At 67.4% G+C, this 18,994-nt stretch carries 14 protein-coding genes and 1 pseudogene; 4 read left to right on the top strand and 11 right to left on the bottom strand.

Features of this window, described 5'->3' with window-relative positions:
* Nucleotides 1-84 precede the first annotated feature (84 nt).
* Genes AC56LV_RS22730 through AC56LV_RS22720 form a run of 3 tightly spaced genes read right to left on the bottom strand, consistent with a single transcriptional unit; the run spans nt 85 to nt 4,344 of the window.
* Nucleotides 85-1,509 (bottom strand): efflux transporter outer membrane subunit, encoded by a 1,425-nt coding sequence (locus AC56LV_RS22730; protein WP_499561006.1) that lies wholly within the window; start codon nt 1,507-1,509, stop codon nt 85-87.
* Nucleotides 1,506-2,672, bottom strand: coding sequence for an HlyD family secretion protein (locus AC56LV_RS22725; RefSeq protein ID WP_499561004.1), 1,167 nt, complete (start codon nt 2,670-2,672; stop codon nt 1,506-1,508). Before AC56LV_RS22725 ends, AC56LV_RS22730 begins: the two co-directional genes overlap by 4 nt.
* 4 nt (nt 2,673-2,676) lie before the next feature.
* Entirely contained in the window at nt 2,677-4,344 is a 1,668-nt protein-coding gene (locus AC56LV_RS22720; protein ID WP_499561002.1) for an MFS transporter, read from the bottom strand.
* A 182-nt stretch (nt 4,345-4,526) separates the two neighbouring features.
* Between AC56LV_RS22720 and AC56LV_RS22715 the strand changes: the two genes are divergently transcribed.
* The 4 genes from AC56LV_RS22715 to AC56LV_RS22700 are packed head-to-tail and all read left to right on the top strand — an operon-like array spanning nt 4,527 to nt 8,140.
* On the top strand, nt 4,527-5,237 hold the full coding sequence (locus AC56LV_RS22715) for a TetR/AcrR family transcriptional regulator (RefSeq protein WP_499561000.1): 711 nt from the start codon (nt 4,527-4,529) through the stop codon (nt 5,235-5,237).
* Between the two features lie 41 nt (nt 5,238-5,278).
* A complete protein-coding gene (locus AC56LV_RS22710; protein WP_499560998.1) occupies nt 5,279-5,548 on the top strand; it encodes a hypothetical protein in 270 nt (89 codons plus the stop codon).
* A complete protein-coding gene (locus tag AC56LV_RS22705) occupies nt 5,545-7,587 on the top strand; it encodes an esterase/lipase family protein (protein ID WP_499560996.1) in 2,043 nt (680 codons plus the stop codon). The genes AC56LV_RS22710 and AC56LV_RS22705 overlap by 4 nt, the downstream gene beginning before the upstream one ends.
* A complete protein-coding gene (locus AC56LV_RS22700) occupies nt 7,523-8,140 on the top strand; it encodes a hypothetical protein (protein WP_499560994.1) in 618 nt (205 codons plus the stop codon). Before AC56LV_RS22705 ends, AC56LV_RS22700 begins: the two co-directional genes overlap by 65 nt.
* 21 nt (nt 8,141-8,161) lie before the next feature.
* Here the strand turns inward: AC56LV_RS22700 and AC56LV_RS22695 are convergent, their stop codons facing one another.
* The 8 genes and pseudogenes from AC56LV_RS22695 to AC56LV_RS22660 form a co-directional block, all read right to left on the bottom strand.
* Nucleotides 8,162-8,914 carry an SDR family NAD(P)-dependent oxidoreductase gene (locus AC56LV_RS22695; protein WP_499560992.1) on the bottom strand — a complete coding sequence of 251 codons (753 nt, stop codon included), beginning with the start codon at nt 8,912-8,914 and terminating at the stop codon, nt 8,162-8,164.
* A 28-nt stretch (nt 8,915-8,942) separates the two neighbouring features.
* The gene (locus AC56LV_RS22690) at nt 8,943-11,171 is read right to left on the bottom strand and encodes a DUF3141 domain-containing protein (protein WP_499560990.1); all 2,229 of its coding nucleotides are present in this window, start codon (nt 11,169-11,171) and stop codon (nt 8,943-8,945) included.
* A gap of 35 nt (nt 11,172-11,206) precedes the next feature.
* The gene (locus AC56LV_RS22685) at nt 11,207-11,695 is read right to left on the bottom strand and encodes a universal stress protein (protein WP_499560988.1); all 489 of its coding nucleotides are present in this window, start codon (nt 11,693-11,695) and stop codon (nt 11,207-11,209) included.
* Nucleotides 11,696-11,731: 36 nt separating this feature from the next.
* Complete coding sequence (locus tag AC56LV_RS22680; RefSeq protein WP_499560986.1) at nt 11,732-12,958, bottom strand: acetate/propionate family kinase; 1,227 nt, start codon at nt 12,956-12,958, stop codon at nt 11,732-11,734.
* Between the two features lie 13 nt (nt 12,959-12,971).
* Nucleotides 12,972-13,862 (bottom strand): annotated as a pseudogene (locus tag AC56LV_RS22675) (bifunctional enoyl-CoA hydratase/phosphate acetyltransferase); the annotation flags it as partial.
* Between the two features lie 169 nt (nt 13,863-14,031).
* On the bottom strand, nt 14,032-15,159 hold the full coding sequence (locus AC56LV_RS22670; RefSeq protein WP_499560984.1) for an ABC transporter permease: 1,128 nt from the start codon (nt 15,157-15,159) through the stop codon (nt 14,032-14,034).
* Nucleotides 15,160-15,161: 2 nt separating this feature from the next.
* Nucleotides 15,162-17,909 (bottom strand): ribosome-associated ATPase/putative transporter RbbA, encoded by a 2,748-nt coding sequence (gene rbbA / locus AC56LV_RS22665; protein ID WP_499560982.1) that lies wholly within the window; start codon nt 17,907-17,909, stop codon nt 15,162-15,164.
* Nucleotides 17,906-18,985 carry an HlyD family secretion protein gene (locus AC56LV_RS22660; protein ID WP_499560980.1) on the bottom strand — a complete coding sequence of 360 codons (1,080 nt, stop codon included), beginning with the start codon at nt 18,983-18,985 and terminating at the stop codon, nt 17,906-17,908. Before AC56LV_RS22660 ends, rbbA begins: the two co-directional genes overlap by 4 nt.
* Between the last annotated feature and the right edge of the window lie 9 nt (nt 18,986-18,994).

The raw sequence follows: 18,994 nt of genomic DNA, 5'->3' as shown, positions 1-18,994 counted from the left end.
GCACCAGGCCGGCGGCTCGCGCCAGGGCCAGCCCGGACAAGGCACTACCATCGAGGCCTACTAGGATGTTGGTTTATAGGCGTGCTACGGCATGCCCGCAGCCACGGCGCTGTCTGGCGCCGACCAGCCGCCCCCCAGCGCCCGGTACAGCGCGACCATGTTCACGGCCTGGTTCTGGCGCAGCCCAAGTTCCTCGAGTTCGGCCTGATACAGGTTGCGCTGGGCGTCCAGTACTTCCAGGTAGGCGACATAGCCGGCGTCGTAGCGGTCGCGGGCGAATCCGAGCGAGCGTTCCAGGATGGCGCGGCGCTGCTGGACATGCTGCATCTTCTGCTCCAGGCGCGCCACGGCGCCAAGCGCATCCTCGACTTCGTTAAAGGCCGCGAGCACGGTGCCGCGATAGGCAAACGCTGCCTGGTCACGGCGCGCCGTGGCGGCATCAACCTGGGCCGTCAGGCGACCGCTCGAGAAGATGGGCGCCAGCACGCTGCCGCCGACGCTCCACAACGTCACCGGATCGTAGTCGAGGCCGTTCGCGAACAGGCTGCCGAGGCTGGCGCTGAGCGCCACTTGCGGCAGGAACTCGGCACGGCGCGCCGCCAGGCTTGCGTCGCTTGCGGCCAGCAGTAGTGCGGCCTGGGCGATATCGGGCCGGCGCGCCAGCAGGTCGGAAGGCAGCGCCGCGGCCAGTGGCGGCGTGCGCAACTGCTGCAGGCGCGCCGCGCGCGCCACCGCGCCCGGCATCTCCCCGGCCAGCAGGCTCACGCCGTTTTCCTGGCGCCGCAATGCCAGCTCCAGCTCGGGAATGGCGGCCATTACGGCTTCGTATTCCGCCTGCGCCTGAGTCAGCTGGAGCTGCGAGGTATAGCCGATCCGGGCCTGGTCTTGCGCCAGGCGCAAGGCCTCGGCGCGCGATGTGGCCGTGGCGCGGGTAATGGCCAACTGCGCGTCCAGCGCCAGCAGGCCCACATACGCCTCGGCGGTGGCGGCAGCGACGCCGAGCGCCACGCCGTCGCGTTCGGCCGTGGTCGCCTGATACTGCAGGGCGCTCGCGCGTTCCTGCTGGCTCAGGCGGCCCCACAAGTCGATTTCCCAGCTAGCCCGCAGTTCGGCCTGCGCCGCACGCGTGGTCGCGGGACCGGCTGCGCCAGGACCCCGGTCGGCCTGGGCGCCCAGCACGGCGTCGAGTGCCGGCCGGCCGGCCGCTTGCGCTACCTGCGACAGCGCGCGCGCTTCATCGACCCGCGCCACCGCCACCAGGATATCGCTGTTGTGCGTCAAGGCTGCCTGCACTAGGGCGTCCAACGCGGGATCGCCAAAGCCGCGCCACCATTGCGGATCGACCGCCTGCGGCGCGGCGGGACCATCGCGCCAGCCGTCCGGAACGGCGAACTGAGACAACGCCGGCGCCGGCCGCTGGGCCGGCACGCAGCCCGCAAGCGCGGCGACCGCCAGCGCGGTTACCGCCAGACGCTGGAGTGCGCTGGCGCTGTGTCCGGGCGCGTTCATTGGGCGCGCTCCCGGCCGGCCGCGGTGTCGACCTTGATCAGCACCGACATACCCGGACGAAGGCGCTCGGCAAGCCGCTGGCCGGGGTCGATCGCGATTCGGATCGGCAGGCGCTGCACGACCTTGGTAAAGTTGCCGCTGGCATTGTCAGGGCGCAGCACGCTGAACTCGGACCCGGTCGCCGGCGCGATCTGTTCGACGCGGCCGGTCAACACCGCGCCTTCGAAGGCGTCGACCGCGAAGCTGGCGGTTTGTCCGATGCGCATGTTCCAGGTCTGGTTTTCCTTGAAGTTGGCGACGATCCACAGGCTGTCCGGCACCAGGAACAGCAGCTGCGAACCGGCCGTCACATATTGCCCCAGGCGCACCGACGCTTCGCTCACCTGGCCGTCGCGCGGCGCCTTGATCAACGTATTGTCGAGATCGATTTGTGCCAGCGCCAACTGCGCCTGTGCGGTCTTGACTTGCGCTTCGAGCCCGCCGCGCGCCACCTGCGTGGACTTGACGGTCTGCCCGGCGATATCGATTTCGGCTTGTGCTTTCAGGACGTTGGCCGTGGCCAGCCGCGCGGCGGTCCGGATCTTGTCGCGCTCGTTGAGCGACACCGAGCCGCGCCCGGCGAGTTCCTCGACCCGCGCCAGCTCGGCCCTGGCACGGGCCTCTTCGGCGCGCACCGCCACCAGGTTGGCGCGCGCCGCGGCCAGCGAGGCGGCGTTCTGGGCCTCGGTCTGGGTCGCGTTGTTCAGTTCCGAGACCGCTGTCTCGCGCTGCGCCGCCGCCTGTTCGACCCGTTGCCGGTAGATGCGGTCGTCGATCCGGGCCAGTACTTGCCCCGCCTTGACGTGCTGGAAATCCTTGACCAGCACTTCGGCCACATAGCCGTTCACCTGCGGCGCCAGCACCGTCACGGCGCCGCGCACATAGGCGTTGTCGGTTTCCACGACCGCGGTCTTGAACGGACCGAGGTTCCAGGCGGACAGAATCAGGACAATCGCGGCCAGCGCGACGCCGGCCATGAGCAAGACGGTCCAACGTTTGGGTTTGATGTACTTCGGAGGCGCCTCGGTGGAAGCCGGCGCGCTATCGCTCGAATCGCCGGGGACCGGCGGATTCGGGTTGTCCGAAGGGGCTTCTGCGCGAGGTGGAATGACAGGGCTATTCATGGATTTAAATTGCGGCGCCCGTTGACGCCGGGGTTGGAGAAGTCGGAGCGTTCTTTTTTGCCAGGGCCGCACGGATTGCAAGCGCCAGGCTCCAGACCAGGAACAGCATGGCCGCGGCGCCGCACAGCGCGAACACATCGTTGAATGCGCGCACATTCGCTTCGCGCCGGCTGGCCTGCGCCAACTGCGACATGCCGGTCGCGGCGCGCAACACCGGGTCGCCGATGGTCGACTGGTAAATCTGCTGCTGCTGGCGCAAGCGCTGCCCGGCGACCGCATCGGCCGGGTTGACGTGCGACACCAGCGCGGTCGAATAGGTATGCGCGCGGTGTACCTGATAGGTGCCCAGCACGGCGGCCCCGACGAAGCCGCCCAGGCTCTGGGTGATCGACAGCATCACGGCAAACGTGACGATATGGTCGGCGCCGAATTTGAGCGCCTGCATCACCCCGATCAAGATCAGGGGACCCATGAAGATTCCCGCCCCGACGGATGCCAGGAATTGACTGACGAAGAAATCATGCGGCCGGTCCAGGTTGGTACGGCCGTAGTCGAGGCCAGCGGCAAGGCCAAGCAGCAAGATCGACAGCATCAGCTGCGGAATCAGTGTTTTAGGCCCGAACGTGAGTGCGCTGGCGGCAATGCCGCACAGCGTACCGGCCAGGATCACGGCAAACAGCGGCTGCATCTGCTCAGGCCCCATGCCCAGGCTGCGCAGCATGCCGACCGCGCCGTAAGACTGCTCGGCGGTCAGGAGGCGAATGACTAGGGCGCCCACCAGGAAGCGCAAGGTCGCCCCCTTCATCAGCCAGCGCGTCTGCACCAGGGGGTTGCCCCGGTGGTGTTCCACCAACAGCGCAACACTCAGCAGCAAGACGGCCGCCACCAGCATGTATGCCAGCCACGGGGTATCGAACCACCAGTGGTTGACGCCCTGCGCCAGCACCGCGACGAGCATCGCCACCGCCGGCGCCATCAGCGCGAAGGTCAGGAAATCGAGTTTCTCGAACACCTTGATGTGCACGCCTGGCGGCAGCTTGAGCACCACCACCGCCGCCAGCGACAGCAAGGCCAGGCCCGCTTCGAACCGGTACAGGTTGTGCCACTGGCCAAATTCGAGCAGGGTCGGCGAAATCAGCCAGGCCAGCGGCGTGGCGAGCTGGGAGATGCCGACCCCCAGCACCAGCATCTTCCCGGTGTACTGCTTGGGCAGCGCCTGCAGCATGTACAGGGTGGCCAGGGTACTGGTGGCGGCGCCGGCCAGGCCGCTGGCGGCGCGCAAGACGACAGCCATCTCGAAGCCGCCCACCACAAGGTGCAGCAAGGCCAGCAGCGCGTAAAGGGAGAGGCCGATTTCGGCGAATGCACGCATGCCGAACTGCTGGCGGAATTTATACACCAGCAGGTTCGAGGTCACGTTCGCCATCACGTACGCGGCAGGCAGCCAGGCGCCTTGCGCCGGTGTCAGTCCCAGCGAGCCCTGGATGGCGCCCAGATTGACTGAGACCAGCGCATTGCCGACACCGCCGGTGATACCGATGAGTACGGCAATGCAGGCGTAGGCGAAGCGCGTGTGCGGCGGATGCCATGGCATCGAAGCCGAACCGGGAATCGAGGGTTTTTCGTGCTCCTCCCAGTTCGGAGGGGGTTTCAGGTACTGCGGTGTCGCCATGTGGGGTTTCCTATTGTCGCGGCGGCTGCCGGGCGCACTGCGTTCGCGCCCGTGAATCGCCGAGCCGAAGTAAACGATGGGTTGGGCCCTCATTAACGAGTATTCTATCGTTAATGGGTCGAACTCTACCATATTACCGGTAGACCTAACGTTATAATTGGACGCGCTCGGGATCTTGCTGAATGCGGCGGCTCGCCAACGCTCTCTTACACTTTTGGAACGACTACATGACCGACTCCCCGCCGACACCGTCCAAGAAGCGGGTGCGCCTCGCACCGGCCGTCCGCAAACGCCTCATCCTCGATGCGGCGCTGGCCGAATTTGCCGCCAACGGCTTCGGCGCTACGAGTACCGAGAAGATCGCCCAGCGGGCCGGCCTGTCCCAGGCGGGGCTGTACGCCCATTTCGACAGCAAGGATGCGATCCTGGTGACCCTGTTCCAGGACTTGCTGGAGCCGGAGTGGGGACTCTGGATGGATGAAGGCGAAACGATTTCCGGCGCGGCAATCGATGCCTGGATCGACCGCAGTTATGCGAAACTTGACGATCCGGTCATCCAGTCGGTTTTTCGCATCCTGATTGCGGAAGGCCAGCGCGTCCGCCATCTGGCGGGGCAATGGCGGCGCAATGTCGTCGATCCGCGGCGTGCCGAACAAAAGCGCGTCACCGACGCCCTGGTCGCCCAAGGAAAAGTGCGGCGCTGTACCCTTGCCGAACATACCGAGCTGACCTTGTCGCCGCTGCTGCACGCGCTGGTCTTGCAGCTGATCCATGGCAGCGGGGACGGCCTGAGCGAAGACATCGTCGCCATCCGCGAAGCGCACCGTCGCTTATTGAAAGAGCAACTTTTGGGCGAACGCGCAGCGCCGCCCGCTGGCGGCAATGGCGATTGACGGCGCCACCGCGCTGCGGACGGGTCCCGCATGTTAATACAATGACCAGCAATTGCACGATCATCATATTCGACCCGGCATGCCAGATCGCGCCGGCCCTGCCGCTCGACTGCCGCCTGCTGCTGTGCGGGCACTACGCCGACTATGCCTATGAGCAGGGCGCGCTGGCGTCGAGGCTGCCCTCCCCCCGGCTACGGGCGCCGGGCTACATCAAAGCGTGCGCGCAGGCTGCCGGTGGCGCCTACTCGACCGCTTTTTCACAAGCCATCCGCGCCGGGATTCCCGGCGCGGGGGCGCAGGAGCCGCAATGAATCTTCGTTCCACACCAGCGCCCGGACGGCCGCCGCTGCGGCTGCAGCTGCAGCTACTACCACTGCTACCACTGCTGCCGCTGCTGTCCGTGCTCCTCCTCGGGGGCTGCTCGGTCCTGCAGCAGTTCGAAGCGCGCGTCGCGGTGCGTGCGGTCAAGCCCGCCGAATACGCCGCCGCCAAGCGCGCCGACATCCTGACCAGCGGCGTGCCAAGCGCGGCCGCCCTGGAAGCCGTCAAGGTGGCCGGGCTCGACGCCGGTCCTTGCGCGCGCCTGGAGGCGCGCTCGGAAGCGGCGGCGCCGGCCTGCATCGGCGCCCTGGCCGCCGCCCAGGGCATCCGCGCGGAGCGGCAACTGTCGGCGCTGGCCGAACTCTGGGCCCAGCAGGCGCTGCTCGCCGCAGCCAGCCCCGACGCGGCCACCTCGCACGCGCCGCTCGAAGCATGGCTGGAGACGGCGCGCCATGCCTATGCCTATCTGTTCTTTTCCGAGCGCCAGCCGGGCGAACGCGCCTTCGAGGACCGCCAGACCCAGGTGCGCGACTACTACAACCTGGCCGTGCAGCAGGCCGCCGCGATCCTGTTCCGGCGCCGTGGCGGCGCCCCGGTCGGGGAAGACGGCATCACCGTCGGCGCCTGGACGCTGCGCTCGGACCTGTCGCACATCCGTCCCGCCGCCACCCTGGGGCCGCCGCAGGAATTGATCCCGGCCTCGTCGCTGGCATTCACGGGCCTGCGCAGCCTGTACCGGCGCGACGGCTTCGGCGCCGAACTGGTGTCGGCGGCGGGTCCGGGTCCGGGCGCACACCGCCGGTTCGGCGCACGCGCGGACAGGGAGCCCGGCCAGTCCTGGAGCGAAATGCCGTATCCGGTGGTGACGGCCCTGCTGCGCTTCGAGGGCAATACGCTGGCCGAGGTGCTGGCCACGCGCGCTGTCACCTTCGCCGCCTACGATGCCTACGAGCACGAAGAAATCGGGCTGCACGGGCAGCGCGTGCCGCTGGCGGCCAATTTCACGGCCGGCTATGGCCTGTGGCTGGCGCGCTCCGGTTTTTCCGGGCAGTCGATCCGGGTCCTGCTCGGACGCGAGCAAAGCCTGCAGCGCCCCCACCTGTACCTGATGCAGCCCTACGATTCGAAGCGCCGCGTCATCCTCATGATCCACGGCCTGGCGAGCAGCCCTGAAGCCTGGGTCAACGTCGCCAACGAGATCCTCGGCGACGAGCGCCTGCGCCGCGAATTCCAGGTATGGCAGGTGTTTTATCCGACCAATATGCCGATCGGCCTGAATCATGTCGAGATCCGCGGCGCCGTCGACGCCGCCATGCGCCACTTCGATCCGGCGCAGACGGCGCAGGCCTCGCGCGACATGGTCGTCATCGGACACAGCATGGGCGGGGTGATCGCCCACATGATGGTGGCGTCGACCCAGGGCGGACTGTTCCAGCATCTGATCGACGACACCGCCATGAGCGAAACGCGCAGGAAGCGCCTGCGCGCGCGCATCGGCCCGATCCTCGATTTCGAACCGGTGCCGGCGGTGCGCCGCGCGATCTTCATCGCCGCGCCGCACCGCGGCACACCGGTGGCCGGAGGACGCGTCGGCCGCTGGCTGGCGGGCACGATCCGCCTGCCGCTGACGGTGCTCGAAGGCTTCGCCGATGTGCTCCAGGACGACGGTCCAGGCAACAACGGCAGGCGCGGCGCCCCGCCGCGCTTCCCGAACGGCCTGGACAACCTGCGCGAGGACGACCGCTTCATGCAGGCGGCCAGCAAACTGCCGATCGCGCCGCAGGTCACCTACCATTCGATCATCGCCAGGGCCGACCCCGATGGCCCGCTCGAAGAATCCGACGATGGCCTGGTGCCCTACCGCAGCGCCCACCTGCCCGGCGCGGCGTCCGAAAAAGTCATCGTCTCGGGTCACAGCGTGCAGGAGACGGCGGCTGCCATCCTGGAGCTGCGCCGCATCCTGCATGCCGACCTGGCGCAGCACGGCGATGCCGCTGCGGCGCTGGCGCCTGCGCCGGCAAGCGATTAGGGCCGCCGCGATGCACAGTCTCCCCCATCCGGTCCAGACGCTCGACTTGCGCGTGCGCGAAATACGGCAGTTGTTCAACTCGCTCGACCCGTCGCCGTTCCTGAACAAGGACCTCGACCGCAATTGCGAGGCCTTCATCGAAAGCTGGGCGCTGTCCCTCCCGCACAAGTCCCGCCTGCAACTGAGGATCCAGGTCGAGCAGCTGGACTGCGTGACCGAGACCGGCGAGCTGCTGGTCGAGGCCATCCATAACTATTACGCCCAGAAAGCATCGCTGGTGCGCGCGCAGCTGCGCCAGATGCTGCGCGAGGGCCGCACCAGCCTGCTGATCGGCACCGCCTTCGTCAGCCTCTGCCTGGGGGCGGCCGAGGCGGCAAGCACCTTGCTGAGCGGCTCGGCGCAGGCGATCACCCGAGAAAGCCTGACCATCGTCGGCTGGGTCGCGATGTGGCGCCCGGCCGAGATCTTCCTGTACGACTGGTGGCCATTGCGCGGGAAAATCAAGGTGTTCGAGAACCTGCGTTTCGCGCGCGTCACGGTCGCGCAAGCCTGATTCAAGCCAGGCAGCGGGCCGTCACTGCGCGGTATAGCCGCCATCGGCGGTCAGCGCGGCGCCGTTGACGAAGCTGGCTCCATCGGACAGCAGGAAGGCGACGGCGTGGGCGATCTCTTCTGCCCGCCCCAGTCTGCCGATGGGGTGTAGCCCCGCCACGGCCTGGCGCTGGGCGGCGTCGAGGTTACCGAGAATCGGGGTCTCGACATAGCCCGGATGGATCGAGTTGACGCGGATGCCGCGCGCCGCATACGCCAGCGCCGCCGACTTGCTCAAGCCGGTCACGCCGTGCTTGGCCGCGACGTAGGCCGGCGCCGCGGGGCTGCCGACCAGTCCGAGGATCGAGGACATATTGACGATCGCCCCGCCGCCGGCGTCGAGGATCGCCGGGATCTGGTAGCGCAGGGCATGCGCGACGCCGCCGAGATTGATGTCGATCACGCGCTGCCAGTCCTGCGCCGGCAACTCGCCGGCAGGCAGGCTCACCCCGCCGATGCCCGCATTATTGACCGCATACGCGAGGCTGCCGAAGGCCTCCAGCGCCGCGCGCACCGCGCCTTCGGCAGCCTCGGGCAGCGACACGTCTCCCGTGTGCGCCACGGCCTGCCCACCGCCCGCCCGTATCTCGTCGACCACGCGTGCCACCGTGTCGTGCTCGACATCGGACGCCACCACAGCCAGGCCGTTGGCCGCCAGCAGGCGGGCGGTCGCCGCGCCGATACCCGACGCCGCACCGCTCACCAGCACCACGCTTCCCTTGAACGAATATTTCATTTATCTATCTCCTGTCGCGTCATACGATTTACTTGCGCTGGCGGTTTTTCGGTCCCGCCCCTTCCTGCGCGGGCGCGCCCGGTGCGCCTGCCTGTTCGAATAGTGCCTGTGCACGCTGCAGGTCGGCCTGTTCCCCGGCCGAGAGCCCCTCCGGGGCGCCGGCGAGCCTGCCCAGGAACAGCGCCGCCTCATGCAACTGCTGCGGCGGGACCTGTTCCAGCAAAGGCGGGATCGTCCGCAGCGCGGCGTCGCCTTCGCGCCGTACCCGGGCATGCTCGCGCCGCACCAGATCGCGGAATTCCCCCATCCGGTCGCCAAGACGCGGACGCACCAACTCCCACGCGGGCCGGAAATAACGCTCATCGGTCTCGGCACGGGAACGGAAGACCCAGCACAAGGCGCGCAACATGGCGTCCGGCACGCCTTCCGCCAAGGGTTCGCCTGCGGAAGCGCCGGACTGCATGCGCGCCCGAAGCGCCGGGGTATCGCCTGGCCGCTGGCGCACGTGCGCTTCGTCGCGCATGCTTTTTCCAGCCAGCGCCTGTAGCGCGGGCGCCCCATACAGCGCGTCGAAGGTGGCCGCATAGCCGGCGTCGCGCGCATCGCGGGATTGGTCGAGCATACGTTCCACCGCGCCGGACATCGCGTCGCGCATTTGCAGGAACGGATTGTCGGGAGAGACCGGCTGGCGCCTTTCCCGTACGCCCTGCGCGGCGCGCTCCACGACCGCCGCCAGCGGATGCCGGTCGGACCACCATTCGTAGCCGATGCGCAGTGGGTGCAGCGCCTGCAGCCAGCGCGCCGAGAGCGGCGTCGACAGCGCACGCACCCATGGCTGCAGCAGGTCGCGGTACTGGGCCAGGTTGCGCTCGGAAACGCATGCGGCGGCGGCGAAGCGGCGTTCGCCGGCCTGGTCGGGCTTGACGATGGCGCGCACCTCGTCGATGCCGCTGTCGCGGATTTTCATCAGGTAGGCGTCATCGCTCAGTTCGACCCCGGGCTCCTGCTCGGGGCGATCCTCGACCACGGCCCGATAGATGCCGCTTGGGAGCAAGTCGATCAGGTCGATGTTCGAGGCGAATTCACGGTGTTCCTTGCGCCCGACGCTGCCTGATACGAAGATGCCGAGATGGCCGATGCTGTCGTGGGTAGCGTAGACAATGGTCTGGTCGTGGGCAGCGACATCCTGGTCGTCGCGGTACAGGTCGGTAATCCAGCCCAGGGCCTGGGGCGGTGGCGTGATGTTGTCGCCGTGAGAACAGAACACCACGATCGGCGAGCGGATGTTGCGCAGGTCGATCCGGGTGCCGTCGGACATGCTGAGTTCCGCCGTGGCGAGCTTATTGCCGATAAACAGATTATCGACGATGTACTGGATTTCCCCCTGATCCAGGAACACGTGTCCGCCCCAGTACTTCTCGAATTCGAGGTAGCGCGGCCCTTCGGTGTCGACCTGCGCGTATAGCTTGTACTGCTTGGACCACAGGGTGTTGGCCGGATCCAGGTTCTCGAAATTCCCGACCAGCCAGGCGCCGTCGAAGCGGCCGGCGCCCACATCGCTGGTCAGCGCCGTCAACCAGCTGCCGCCCAGCAGGCCGCCGGCATAGCGCATGGGCGTGTCGCCGGCCCAATACGACATCGGGGCGCCGGCCACGATGATCGGCCCGAACAGTTCCGGCCATACCGCCGCCGTCATCAGCACCTGCCAGCCGGCCTGGCAATTGCCGATCACGGCAGGCTTGCCGACGGCCTGCGGATGCAGCTCGGCTACCCGCCGCACGAATGCCGCTTCCGCGTGCATGACGTCCTCGATGCTCTGGCCCGGCACCGGATCAGGAAGGAAACCGACAAAGTAGCAGGGGTGGCCGGCCTTCAGTGCGGCGCCGATCTCGCTGTCCGGCTTGAAGCCGCCGATGCCGGGGCCGTGGCCGGCGCGCGGATCGACGACGACGAACGGACGCCTGGCGGGGTCGATCTCCATGCTGTCCTCGGGAACGATCCGCACCAGCCAGTAGTTGACCGGGCGCGGCAAGTCCTTGCCGGACATGAGCACCTCGGTCTGGAAATGCAGGACGTTCGGCACCTCCTCCTGTAAATGTTCGCGGTACTGGTTGCCCCGCTGGCGGCGCACGTCGGCGTACAGCACGCTGCGCTGCCAGGCATCGGTGGCATATTCCATGGCCGCGCCGGCCAGCGCAAACGGATTGCGCCATGCAGCGGCCGACAACGGTAGGTTGACCTTCTCATCCTTGTTCATGTAACTCCCCTCTTGCGTCGGAATGTGACGAAACTTCAAATCTGTGCCGCCGGTCGTTCGAGCAGCGGTGCGGCTCCAAATGTGGATGCGGATGCGGATGCATATGACGGACGCGTCTGCCTGACGAGGATGACGGTCACTGGCGAGAGCTGCACCAGGGCGCCATCGTCCCCGAACAGCAGCGCGTAACCGTCGGGGCGGCCGTCCATGCCCACGACCATCACATCGCAACCGAGGTCCACGGACAGGAGCGCGACCTGCTCCGGGAGGCGCCGTCCCGTCGCGGCGCGCCGCAACACGGTTTCAACCTCGATGCAGTCGATCCGTAGCGAATCGGCGGCCTGGGCCAGCAAGCTCTCTCCCGTGTCCCAGCGATGCGGCATGCCATCGTCATCGGCTGCCGAGTCGACGATGTGCAGCAGGACCAGCGTGGCATTGCACGCGTGTGCGATGTCGCCGGCATGGTCCAACGCCAGCTTTCCCGAGGCATAGCCATCGATGAGTACCAGGATTCTTGCGTACATGGTCTTTTTCGAAATGAGTGGAGGGCGTGGGCGCCGCTATACCAGGCGCAGAGCGTCGCGCGCAGCGACCCACTCTTCGTTGGTCGCTTCGATTGCCACCGTCACGCGGCTGGCGGGCGCCGAGATCAGCGGCGCACCGGCGGCATTGCGCCCATCGTCGAGTTCGACCCCGAGGAATGCCAGCGCGCGGCACACGCGCTCGCGCACGAAGGCGTTGTGCTCCCCCACGCCGGCGGTGAACACCAGCAGGTCCAGTCCTCCGAGCACGGCCACCAGGGCGCCGACTTCGCGCACGATGCGGCGCACGTACAGTTGCAGCGCCAGACGGGCGCGCTCGCCGGTTTCGCCCTCGTCCTGCTCGTGGCGCACGATCACCCGGGGCTCCGAGGAAATACCGGAAACGCCGAGCAAGCCGGAATGGTGATACAGCATGTCGCCGACCTGCTCCAGCGACAGTTTTTCCACTTCCATCAGATACAAGACGGCGCCAGGGTCGATCGCGCCGCAGCGGGTTCCCATCATCAGGCCGTCCAGTGCAGAGAAACCCATGGTGGTGGCCAGGCTCGCGCCGCCATGCATCGCGCACAGGCTGGCGCCGCTGCCCAGGTGCGCGACGATGACCCGGCCGCGCGCCGCATCCGGGTAGCGTTCGGCCAGGACGGCGGCCATGTACGCATACGACAGGCCATGGAAGCCGTAGCGGCGCAGGCCGCGCTGCCAGGCGGCATACGGCAGGGCCAGCGCCTGCTCGACCGCCGGAACGGTATGGTGGAACGCGGTGTCGAAGCACGCCACCTGCGCCAGTCCAGGGTTTGCTGCGAGCAGGATCTCGATGGCTTCGAGCGCGAACGGCTGGTGCAGCGGCGCCAGCGGAATATAACTTTTCAGGTCGGCAAGAACGTCGGCATCGATCCGCGTCGGCTGAAAATATTTCGTCCCGCCGTGCACGACCCGGTGCGCCACGCCGCACAGGCGCGCGATGCCGAAGCGCGCCAGCACCAGTTCAAGGATCAGCTCCAGCGCGCCATGGTGCGACGTGTCCGGGGATAGCGCAAGCTGGCGCGCGGGGATGTCGCTGGCACTCAGTTCCGGATTGGCGCCCCCGATTCCCTGCACCTTGCCGCTCCACAGCGGCGCGCGCGGCAAGGGCGCGATCCCGGTATCGAAGAGCGCGAACTTGAGACTGGATGAACCGCAGTTCAGCACCAGCATGAGGCGATAGGAAAGCGTGGCTGGCATCGTGATGGCCTTGGCTGTTGACATGGACGGCGCGCCTTCAGGGCGGCGTGCTGCGATAGCGATGCGCCAGCAGCAGCGCGATCGCGCACGAGACGATCCGCGACGCGCGCGAGTCGGCACGGCTGGTCAGGATCACCGGTACCCTGGCGCCGAGCACGATGCCGGCACTATCGGCGTCGCCCAGGTAGACCAGCTGCTTGGCCAGCATGTTGCCGCTTTCCAGGTCCGGCACCACCAGGATGTCGGCCTGGCCGGCGACCGTGGAAACGATGCCCTTGCTGCGCGCCGCACCGAACGAGACCGCGTTGTCCAGCGCCAGCGGACCGTCCACGATGGCGCCTTCGATCTGGCCACGGTCGGCCATCTTGCACAGCGCGGCGGCGTCGAGGGTCGCCTTCATCGCCGGGTTGACGGTTTCGACGGCCGCCAGGATGGCCACCTTCGGCCTCGATATCCCGAGCGTGTGCGCCAGGTCGATGGCGTTGCGCACGATATCGGCTTTTTGCACGAGGTCGGGCTCGAGATTGATCGCGGCATCGGTGACGATGAACGGCCGCGGATAGTGGGGCGTCTGCAGCACGAAGCAATGGCTGACACGGCGCTTGGTGCGCAGCCCTGATGCGGCGCCTACAACCGCGCCCATCAATTCATCCGTGTGCAGGCTGCCTTTCATCAGCGCCTCGACGTTGCCGGCCTGCGCCAGGGCGGCGCCGCGCGCCGCTGCCGCATGGCTGTGCGGCACGTCTTCGATCGCCACCCCCGCCAGATCCAGCCCGGCGTCGGCCGCCACGGCGGCCAGCCTGGCGCGCGGCGCGACCAGGACCGGCACGATCAGGCCGGCGTCGCGGGCCTCCAGCGCCGCCGACAGGCTTGCCTCGTCGCAGGGATGCACCACCGCGACCCGTATCGGCGCCAGGCCCGCGGCCCTGTCGACGAGCCACTGCAAACGGACCGGCTCAGGGCTACCCGGCACTGGCCCATCAACGACCATCCTGGGATGCTGCATCGGTAAGGCGCCAGCGAATAGGGCCTGGTTCGAGATACTCATCCTGGTGTTCTCCTTGCTGTGTTGAACGGTGGGCAGGTGCACCCCGTTCTTACGCCATACTGGCAATGGTTTTCCGGAATCGGAGGTTGGACAGCGTGAATAGCACGACGCCAATCAGGAACAGCGCGGCAAACGGTTTCCATACGACGTCGAAGCCGGCGCCACGGAATAGGACCGCCTGGCCGAGCGCGACGAAATGCGTGGTGGGCGCGGCCTGCATGACGATCTGCACCGCCTTCGGCATGCTCTCGTAGGGCGTGGCGCCGCCGGACAGCATCATCAAGGGCAGCAGAGTCAGCACGGCGAGCATCCCGAATTGCGGCATGTTGCGCACCAGGGTCGCCATGAAGATGCCGAGCGAGGTGGTGGCGAACAGCATCAAGGCCGCGCCCGCGAAGAACAGGGGCGCGGAACCGGCGATCGGGATCCCGAGCCAGACCCGTACCACCAGGTTCAGGGACAGCATCGCGGCGGCCAGCACCACCAGTCCGGTCGACAGGATCTTGGCCAGCATGATTTCGGTCGGCGTCACCGGCATCACCATCAGGTGTTCGATGGTGCCGTGTTCGCGCTCGCGGATCAGGGCGGCGCCGGCCAGCACGATCGACAGCATGGCGATCTGGTTGATGATCTGGTTCAGGGCGCCGAACCACGATTTGTCGAGCGTCGGGTTGAAGCGGGCCCGCAGCGCCAGTTCGACCGGCGCAGAAGCGCTCTGCCGCACATGGCTCAGGTACTCGTCGATCTCGGCCATGGCGATCTGCTGGATATAGCTGCTGCCGACAAAGGCCTGGGTCATGCGGGTGGCGTCGGTGTTGAGCTGCAGTTCCGCGCCGCCGCGCCCGAGCACGTCGCGCTGGAAGTTTTGCGGAATGACCAGCACGAAGGTGTAGATGCCGGAATCGAGCCCGGCATCCGTCTCTGCCCCGCCGATCAGGAACGGATGGCTGAAGGCCGGCGGATAGAATGCCGAGACGATCCTTTGCGAGAGCGGCGAATTGTCCTCGTCGACGATCGCTATCGGGGCGTTGTTGAGCGTCTCGGGCATGGAGCCGGCCGCGGAATAGACCGAAAACGTGAAGCTGAATGCGATCAGCAACAGCATGATGGGATCGCGCCACAGGCTCCACAGCTCCTTGACGCCCAGGCGGTAAATGTTCGATAGCGTGCGGCGCATGTTCAGGTCTCCTGTTTCTTCACCAAGGCGATCGCGGCGCCGACGATCACCAGCGCGGCAATCAGCAAGGGCCAGAACGATGCGGCCAGGTCGGTAAAGCCGAGCGCCTTGTTGAACACGCCGCGGCTGACGGTAAACATGTGGCTGGCCGGATAGATCTGGCCGATGATCCGTCCCGCCCCCTCGAGCGAGGAGACCGGGTCGATCAGGCCGCCGAACTGCATCGCCGGCATCATCGTGCCGACGATCGTGAAGAACAGCGCCGCGATCTGGCTGCGCGTGACCGCCGAGGCGAGCAGGCCCATGCCGGTCGAAATCACACAGAACAGGAGCATCGCGCAGCTCAGGGCCAGGAAGCTGCCGGTCACCGGCACCTTGAACAGCAGCACCGCCATCAGGACCATCAGGAGGAAGTTCACCATGGCCAGGCCCAGGTAGGGCAGCTGCTTGCCCAGGATGAACTCGGTGCGCGTCACCGGGGTGACGTACAGGTTGATGATCGAGCCCATCTCCTTTTCGCGCACCACCGCCAGCGCGGTCAGCATCGCCGGCAGCATCAACAGCAGCAGCGGGATCACCGCCGGCACCATCGAGGGCAGGCTCTTGACGTTCGGGTTGTAGCGGTAGCGGTTCTGGATCGTGACCGCGCTGGCGCCGGCGCCGGTGGCGCTCGCCCGCTGGGTCAGCCAGTGCTGGTGCAGGCCCTGCAGGTAGCCCTGCACGGTCTCGGCGCGCTGCGGCATGGCGCCGTCGAACCAGGCGCCGATCGCGGCCGGCTTGCCGCGTTCGAGGTCGCGCGCGAAACCGGGCGGGATTTCGATCACCATGCTCAGCTCGCCGCTGCGCATGCGCCGGTCGAGCTCGTCGTAGTCGCCGACCGGCGCTTGTTCGGAGAAATACGGTGAGCCCGAGATGTCGAGCTGGTAGCTGATGCTCGACGGACTCTGGTCGCGATCGAGCACCGCGTAGCGGATGTCGGTGACGTCGGTGCCGATGCCGAAGCCCATCACGATCATCAGGATCAGCGACCCGGCCAGGGCCAGTGTCGCGCGCACCGGATCGCGCTGCAACTCGAGCGCCTCGCGCCATGCATAGCTGAACAGGCGCTGGGTACTGAAGCGGCGCTCCTTGCGGGAGACTGCCGCCGGCGCGGGCTGCGGGCCGGGCGGCGCCGCGGCGGCTGCACCCGGTTTGTCGGCTTCCGGTTTGTCGGCCCCCGCCTCGAGCAGGTAGCCGATGAAGGCCTGCTCCAGGCTGTCCGCGCCGCGCTTCTCGACGAGTCTGGCGGGCGTGTCACTGTCGAGCACTTTACCGGCGTGCATCATCGACACGCGGTCGCAGCGCTGTGCTTCGTTCATGAAGTGGGTGGAAATGAAGATGGTCACCTGATCGCGCCGCGACAGCTCCGCCAGCAGGCGCCAGAACGCGTCGCGCGCCACCGGATCGACGCCGGATGTCGGCTCGTCGAGGATCAACAGTTCCGGCTGGTGCACCATGGCCACCGCCAGCGACAGGCGCTGGCGGATTCCCAGCGGCAGCGCATCGGGCAATGCGTCGATCGACGCCTCCAGCCCGAAGCGGCGCACCATCTCGTCGACCCGCTTCGGGATCTTCTCCGGGGACAGGTCGAACAGGCGTGCATGCAGTTCCAGGTTCTGGCGCACGCTCAACTCGCCATACAGCGAAAAGCCCTGCGACATATACCCGACCCGGCGCCGTGTCTCGATATCGCGCGGATCGACTTCCTTGCCGAACAGCCAGGCCTGCCCCTCGGTGGCCGGCAGCAGGCCGGTCAGCATCTTCATCGTGGTCGACTTGCCGCAGCCGTTGGACCCGAGAAAACCGAAGATCTCGCCGCGCCGGATTTGAAAGCTGACGTGGTCGACGGCGACGAAATCGCCGAAGCGCATGGTCAGCCCCTGCGCTTCGATCGCGGTCTCGCCGCCCTCCGCCTTCAGCGCCGGAATACTGACAGGCTCGTGGTCACGCGTTTTTTCCTCGGGCAGGAGGCGGATGAAGGCCTGTTCCAGCGAGTCGCTGCCGGTACGTTCGAGCAGCTCGGCCGGTGTGCCGGTGTCGAGCAACTTGCCTTCGTCCATCGCGGCGAGCCAGTCGAAGCGTTGCGCTTCGTCCATGTAGGCGGTCGCCACGATGACGCTCATGCCGGGACGATCGGCCCGGATACGGTCGATCAGGTCCCAGAACTGGGCGCGCGCCAGCGGATCCACTCCCGTGGTCGGCTCATCCAGGATCAGCAGGTCGGGGTCGTGGATCAGGGCGCAGCACAGGCCGAGCTTTTGTTTCATGCCGCCGGACAGCTTGCCGGCCGGGCGCTGCAGAAACGCGCGCAGGCCGGTGGCCCCGGTCAGTTCGTCGATGCGGCGGCGCCGCTCGTCATGGCCATGGCCGAACAGGCGCGCGAAGAACTGCAGGTTTTCCTCGACCGACAGGGTCGGGTACAGGTTCTTGCCCAGGCCCTGGGGCATGTAGGCGATGCGCGTGCATACCGCCTCGCGGTGCGCCCTGTCCGCCATGTCGCCGCCCAGCACCTCGACGCTGCCCTTCTGTACGGCGCGCGCGCCGGCGACCAGCGACAGCAGGCTCGACTTGCCGACCCCATCGGGCCCGATCAGCCCCACCATGCGCCCGGCAGGGACGCACAGGTCGACACCGTCGAGCGCGGTCGTCTTGCCATAGCGCAGCACCACTCCGCTCAGGCGCACAACCGTCGTGGATTCGGACTCGCTCATTTAGCGCGCTCGACCGGGAGCTTGTCCGGCCACGGCTGGGTAGGGTTCAGCTTCAGCCAGGCCACCCCTGGCACGCCGGTCTTGACCAGCTGGATATTCTTGCGCAGCAGGTCCGGTGCGATCTGCGCCTTCACGCGGAACATCAGCTTCTGCCGCTCGCTGGCGGTTTCGACGGTCTTCGGCGTGAACTGCGCAGTGGCGGCGACGAACGACACCTTGGCCGGAATCGCGCGCTCGGGCGCCGCGTCGATGATCAGGCGCACTTCGCTGCCCAGTCCGACGCGGCCGGCGGCGACTTCGGGAATGAAGAAGGTCATGTAGACATCCGACAGGTCGACCAGGCTCAGCACGCGGCCACCGCCGGCCAGCACTTCGCCCGGCTGGGCCACGCGCACTTGCACCCGGCCGTCGCGGCTCGCCTTGAGTTCGCTGTCAGCGAGCTCCGCGGCAATGCGCCGGATCGCCGCCTCGGCAGCGGCAACGCGCGAGCCGGAGCCCGTCTCCTGCGCTTTCGCCGCCTCGACGGCGGCGCGCGCCGCCAGTACCTGGGCCTTGGCGGCATTCACCGCGGCGGCCGCGCTGCGCTCGCGGGCGCGGTTGTCGTCCAGCTCCTGCATGGAAGCCGCACCCTCCTTGCTGAGCGTGGTAGAACGGGCCAGGCGCCGCTGCTCGGCGTCCAGCTCGGCTTCGCGCTGCACAAGCTGGGCTTCGGCCGCCACGACATCGCTGACGCGCAGGGCAGTCTGGGCCTTGGCGGCGGCCACGCCATGCAAGGCTTCCTGCTGGCCCGCCACCGCCTCGTCGCGCTGGGCTTCGAGCGTATCGGTCTGCATCCGCGCCAGGACCTGCCCGGCCTTGACGAAATCGCCCTCGTTCACCAGGATCTCGGCGACCCGCCCCGCCAGCTTGGTGGAGACGTCGACTTCGGTTGCTTCGATGCGCCCGTTACCGCTGACGAAACCCTCGCCAGGCGCGTTGTCGGCCATGCGCGACCATGCATACCAGCCCAGGCCTGCCACGACCACGACAGCGGCGCCAATCCACATTTTTTTCTTTGAAAACTTCGATATGTCCATGACGAGAGC

The sequence above is a fragment of the Telluria sp. RB2R28 genome (assembly GCF_059685835.1).
Note: the sequence above shows the minus strand (reverse complement) of the source record. Positions and strands in the feature narration are given on the sequence as shown.

Excerpts from the sequence above, each read along its gene's own strand:
- rbbA (WP_499560982.1), bottom strand. The coding sequence starts at position 17,909 with ATGAGCGAGTCCGAATCCACGACGGTTGTGCGCCTGAGCGGAGTGGTG.
- AC56LV_RS22730 (WP_499561006.1), bottom strand. The coding sequence starts at position 1,509 with ATGAACGCGCCCGGACACAGCGCCAGCGCACTCCAGCGTCTGGCGGTA.
- AC56LV_RS22715 (WP_499561000.1), top strand. The coding sequence starts at position 4,527 with ATGCGGCGGCTCGCCAACGCTCTCTTACACTTTTGGAACGACTACATG.
- AC56LV_RS22695 (WP_499560992.1), bottom strand. The coding sequence starts at position 8,914 with ATGAAATATTCGTTCAAGGGAAGCGTGGTGCTGGTGAGCGGTGCGGCG.
- AC56LV_RS22705 (WP_499560996.1), top strand. The coding sequence starts at position 5,545 with ATGAATCTTCGTTCCACACCAGCGCCCGGACGGCCGCCGCTGCGGCTG.
- AC56LV_RS22670 (WP_499560984.1), bottom strand. The coding sequence starts at position 15,159 with ATGCGCCGCACGCTATCGAACATTTACCGCCTGGGCGTCAAGGAGCTG.
- AC56LV_RS22680 (WP_499560986.1), bottom strand. The coding sequence starts at position 12,958 with ATGTCAACAGCCAAGGCCATCACGATGCCAGCCACGCTTTCCTATCGC.
- AC56LV_RS22710 (WP_499560998.1), top strand. The coding sequence starts at position 5,279 with ATGACCAGCAATTGCACGATCATCATATTCGACCCGGCATGCCAGATC.
- AC56LV_RS22685 (WP_499560988.1), bottom strand. The coding sequence starts at position 11,695 with ATGTACGCAAGAATCCTGGTACTCATCGATGGCTATGCCTCGGGAAAG.
- AC56LV_RS22700 (WP_499560994.1), top strand. The coding sequence starts at position 7,523 with ATGCCGACCTGGCGCAGCACGGCGATGCCGCTGCGGCGCTGGCGCCTG.
- AC56LV_RS22725 (WP_499561004.1), bottom strand. The coding sequence starts at position 2,672 with ATGAATAGCCCTGTCATTCCACCTCGCGCAGAAGCCCCTTCGGACAAC.
- AC56LV_RS22660 (WP_499560980.1), bottom strand. The coding sequence starts at position 18,985 with ATGGACATATCGAAGTTTTCAAAGAAAAAAATGTGGATTGGCGCCGCT.
- AC56LV_RS22690 (WP_499560990.1), bottom strand. The coding sequence starts at position 11,171 with ATGAACAAGGATGAGAAGGTCAACCTACCGTTGTCGGCCGCTGCATGG.
- AC56LV_RS22720 (WP_499561002.1), bottom strand. The coding sequence starts at position 4,344 with ATGGCGACACCGCAGTACCTGAAACCCCCTCCGAACTGGGAGGAGCAC.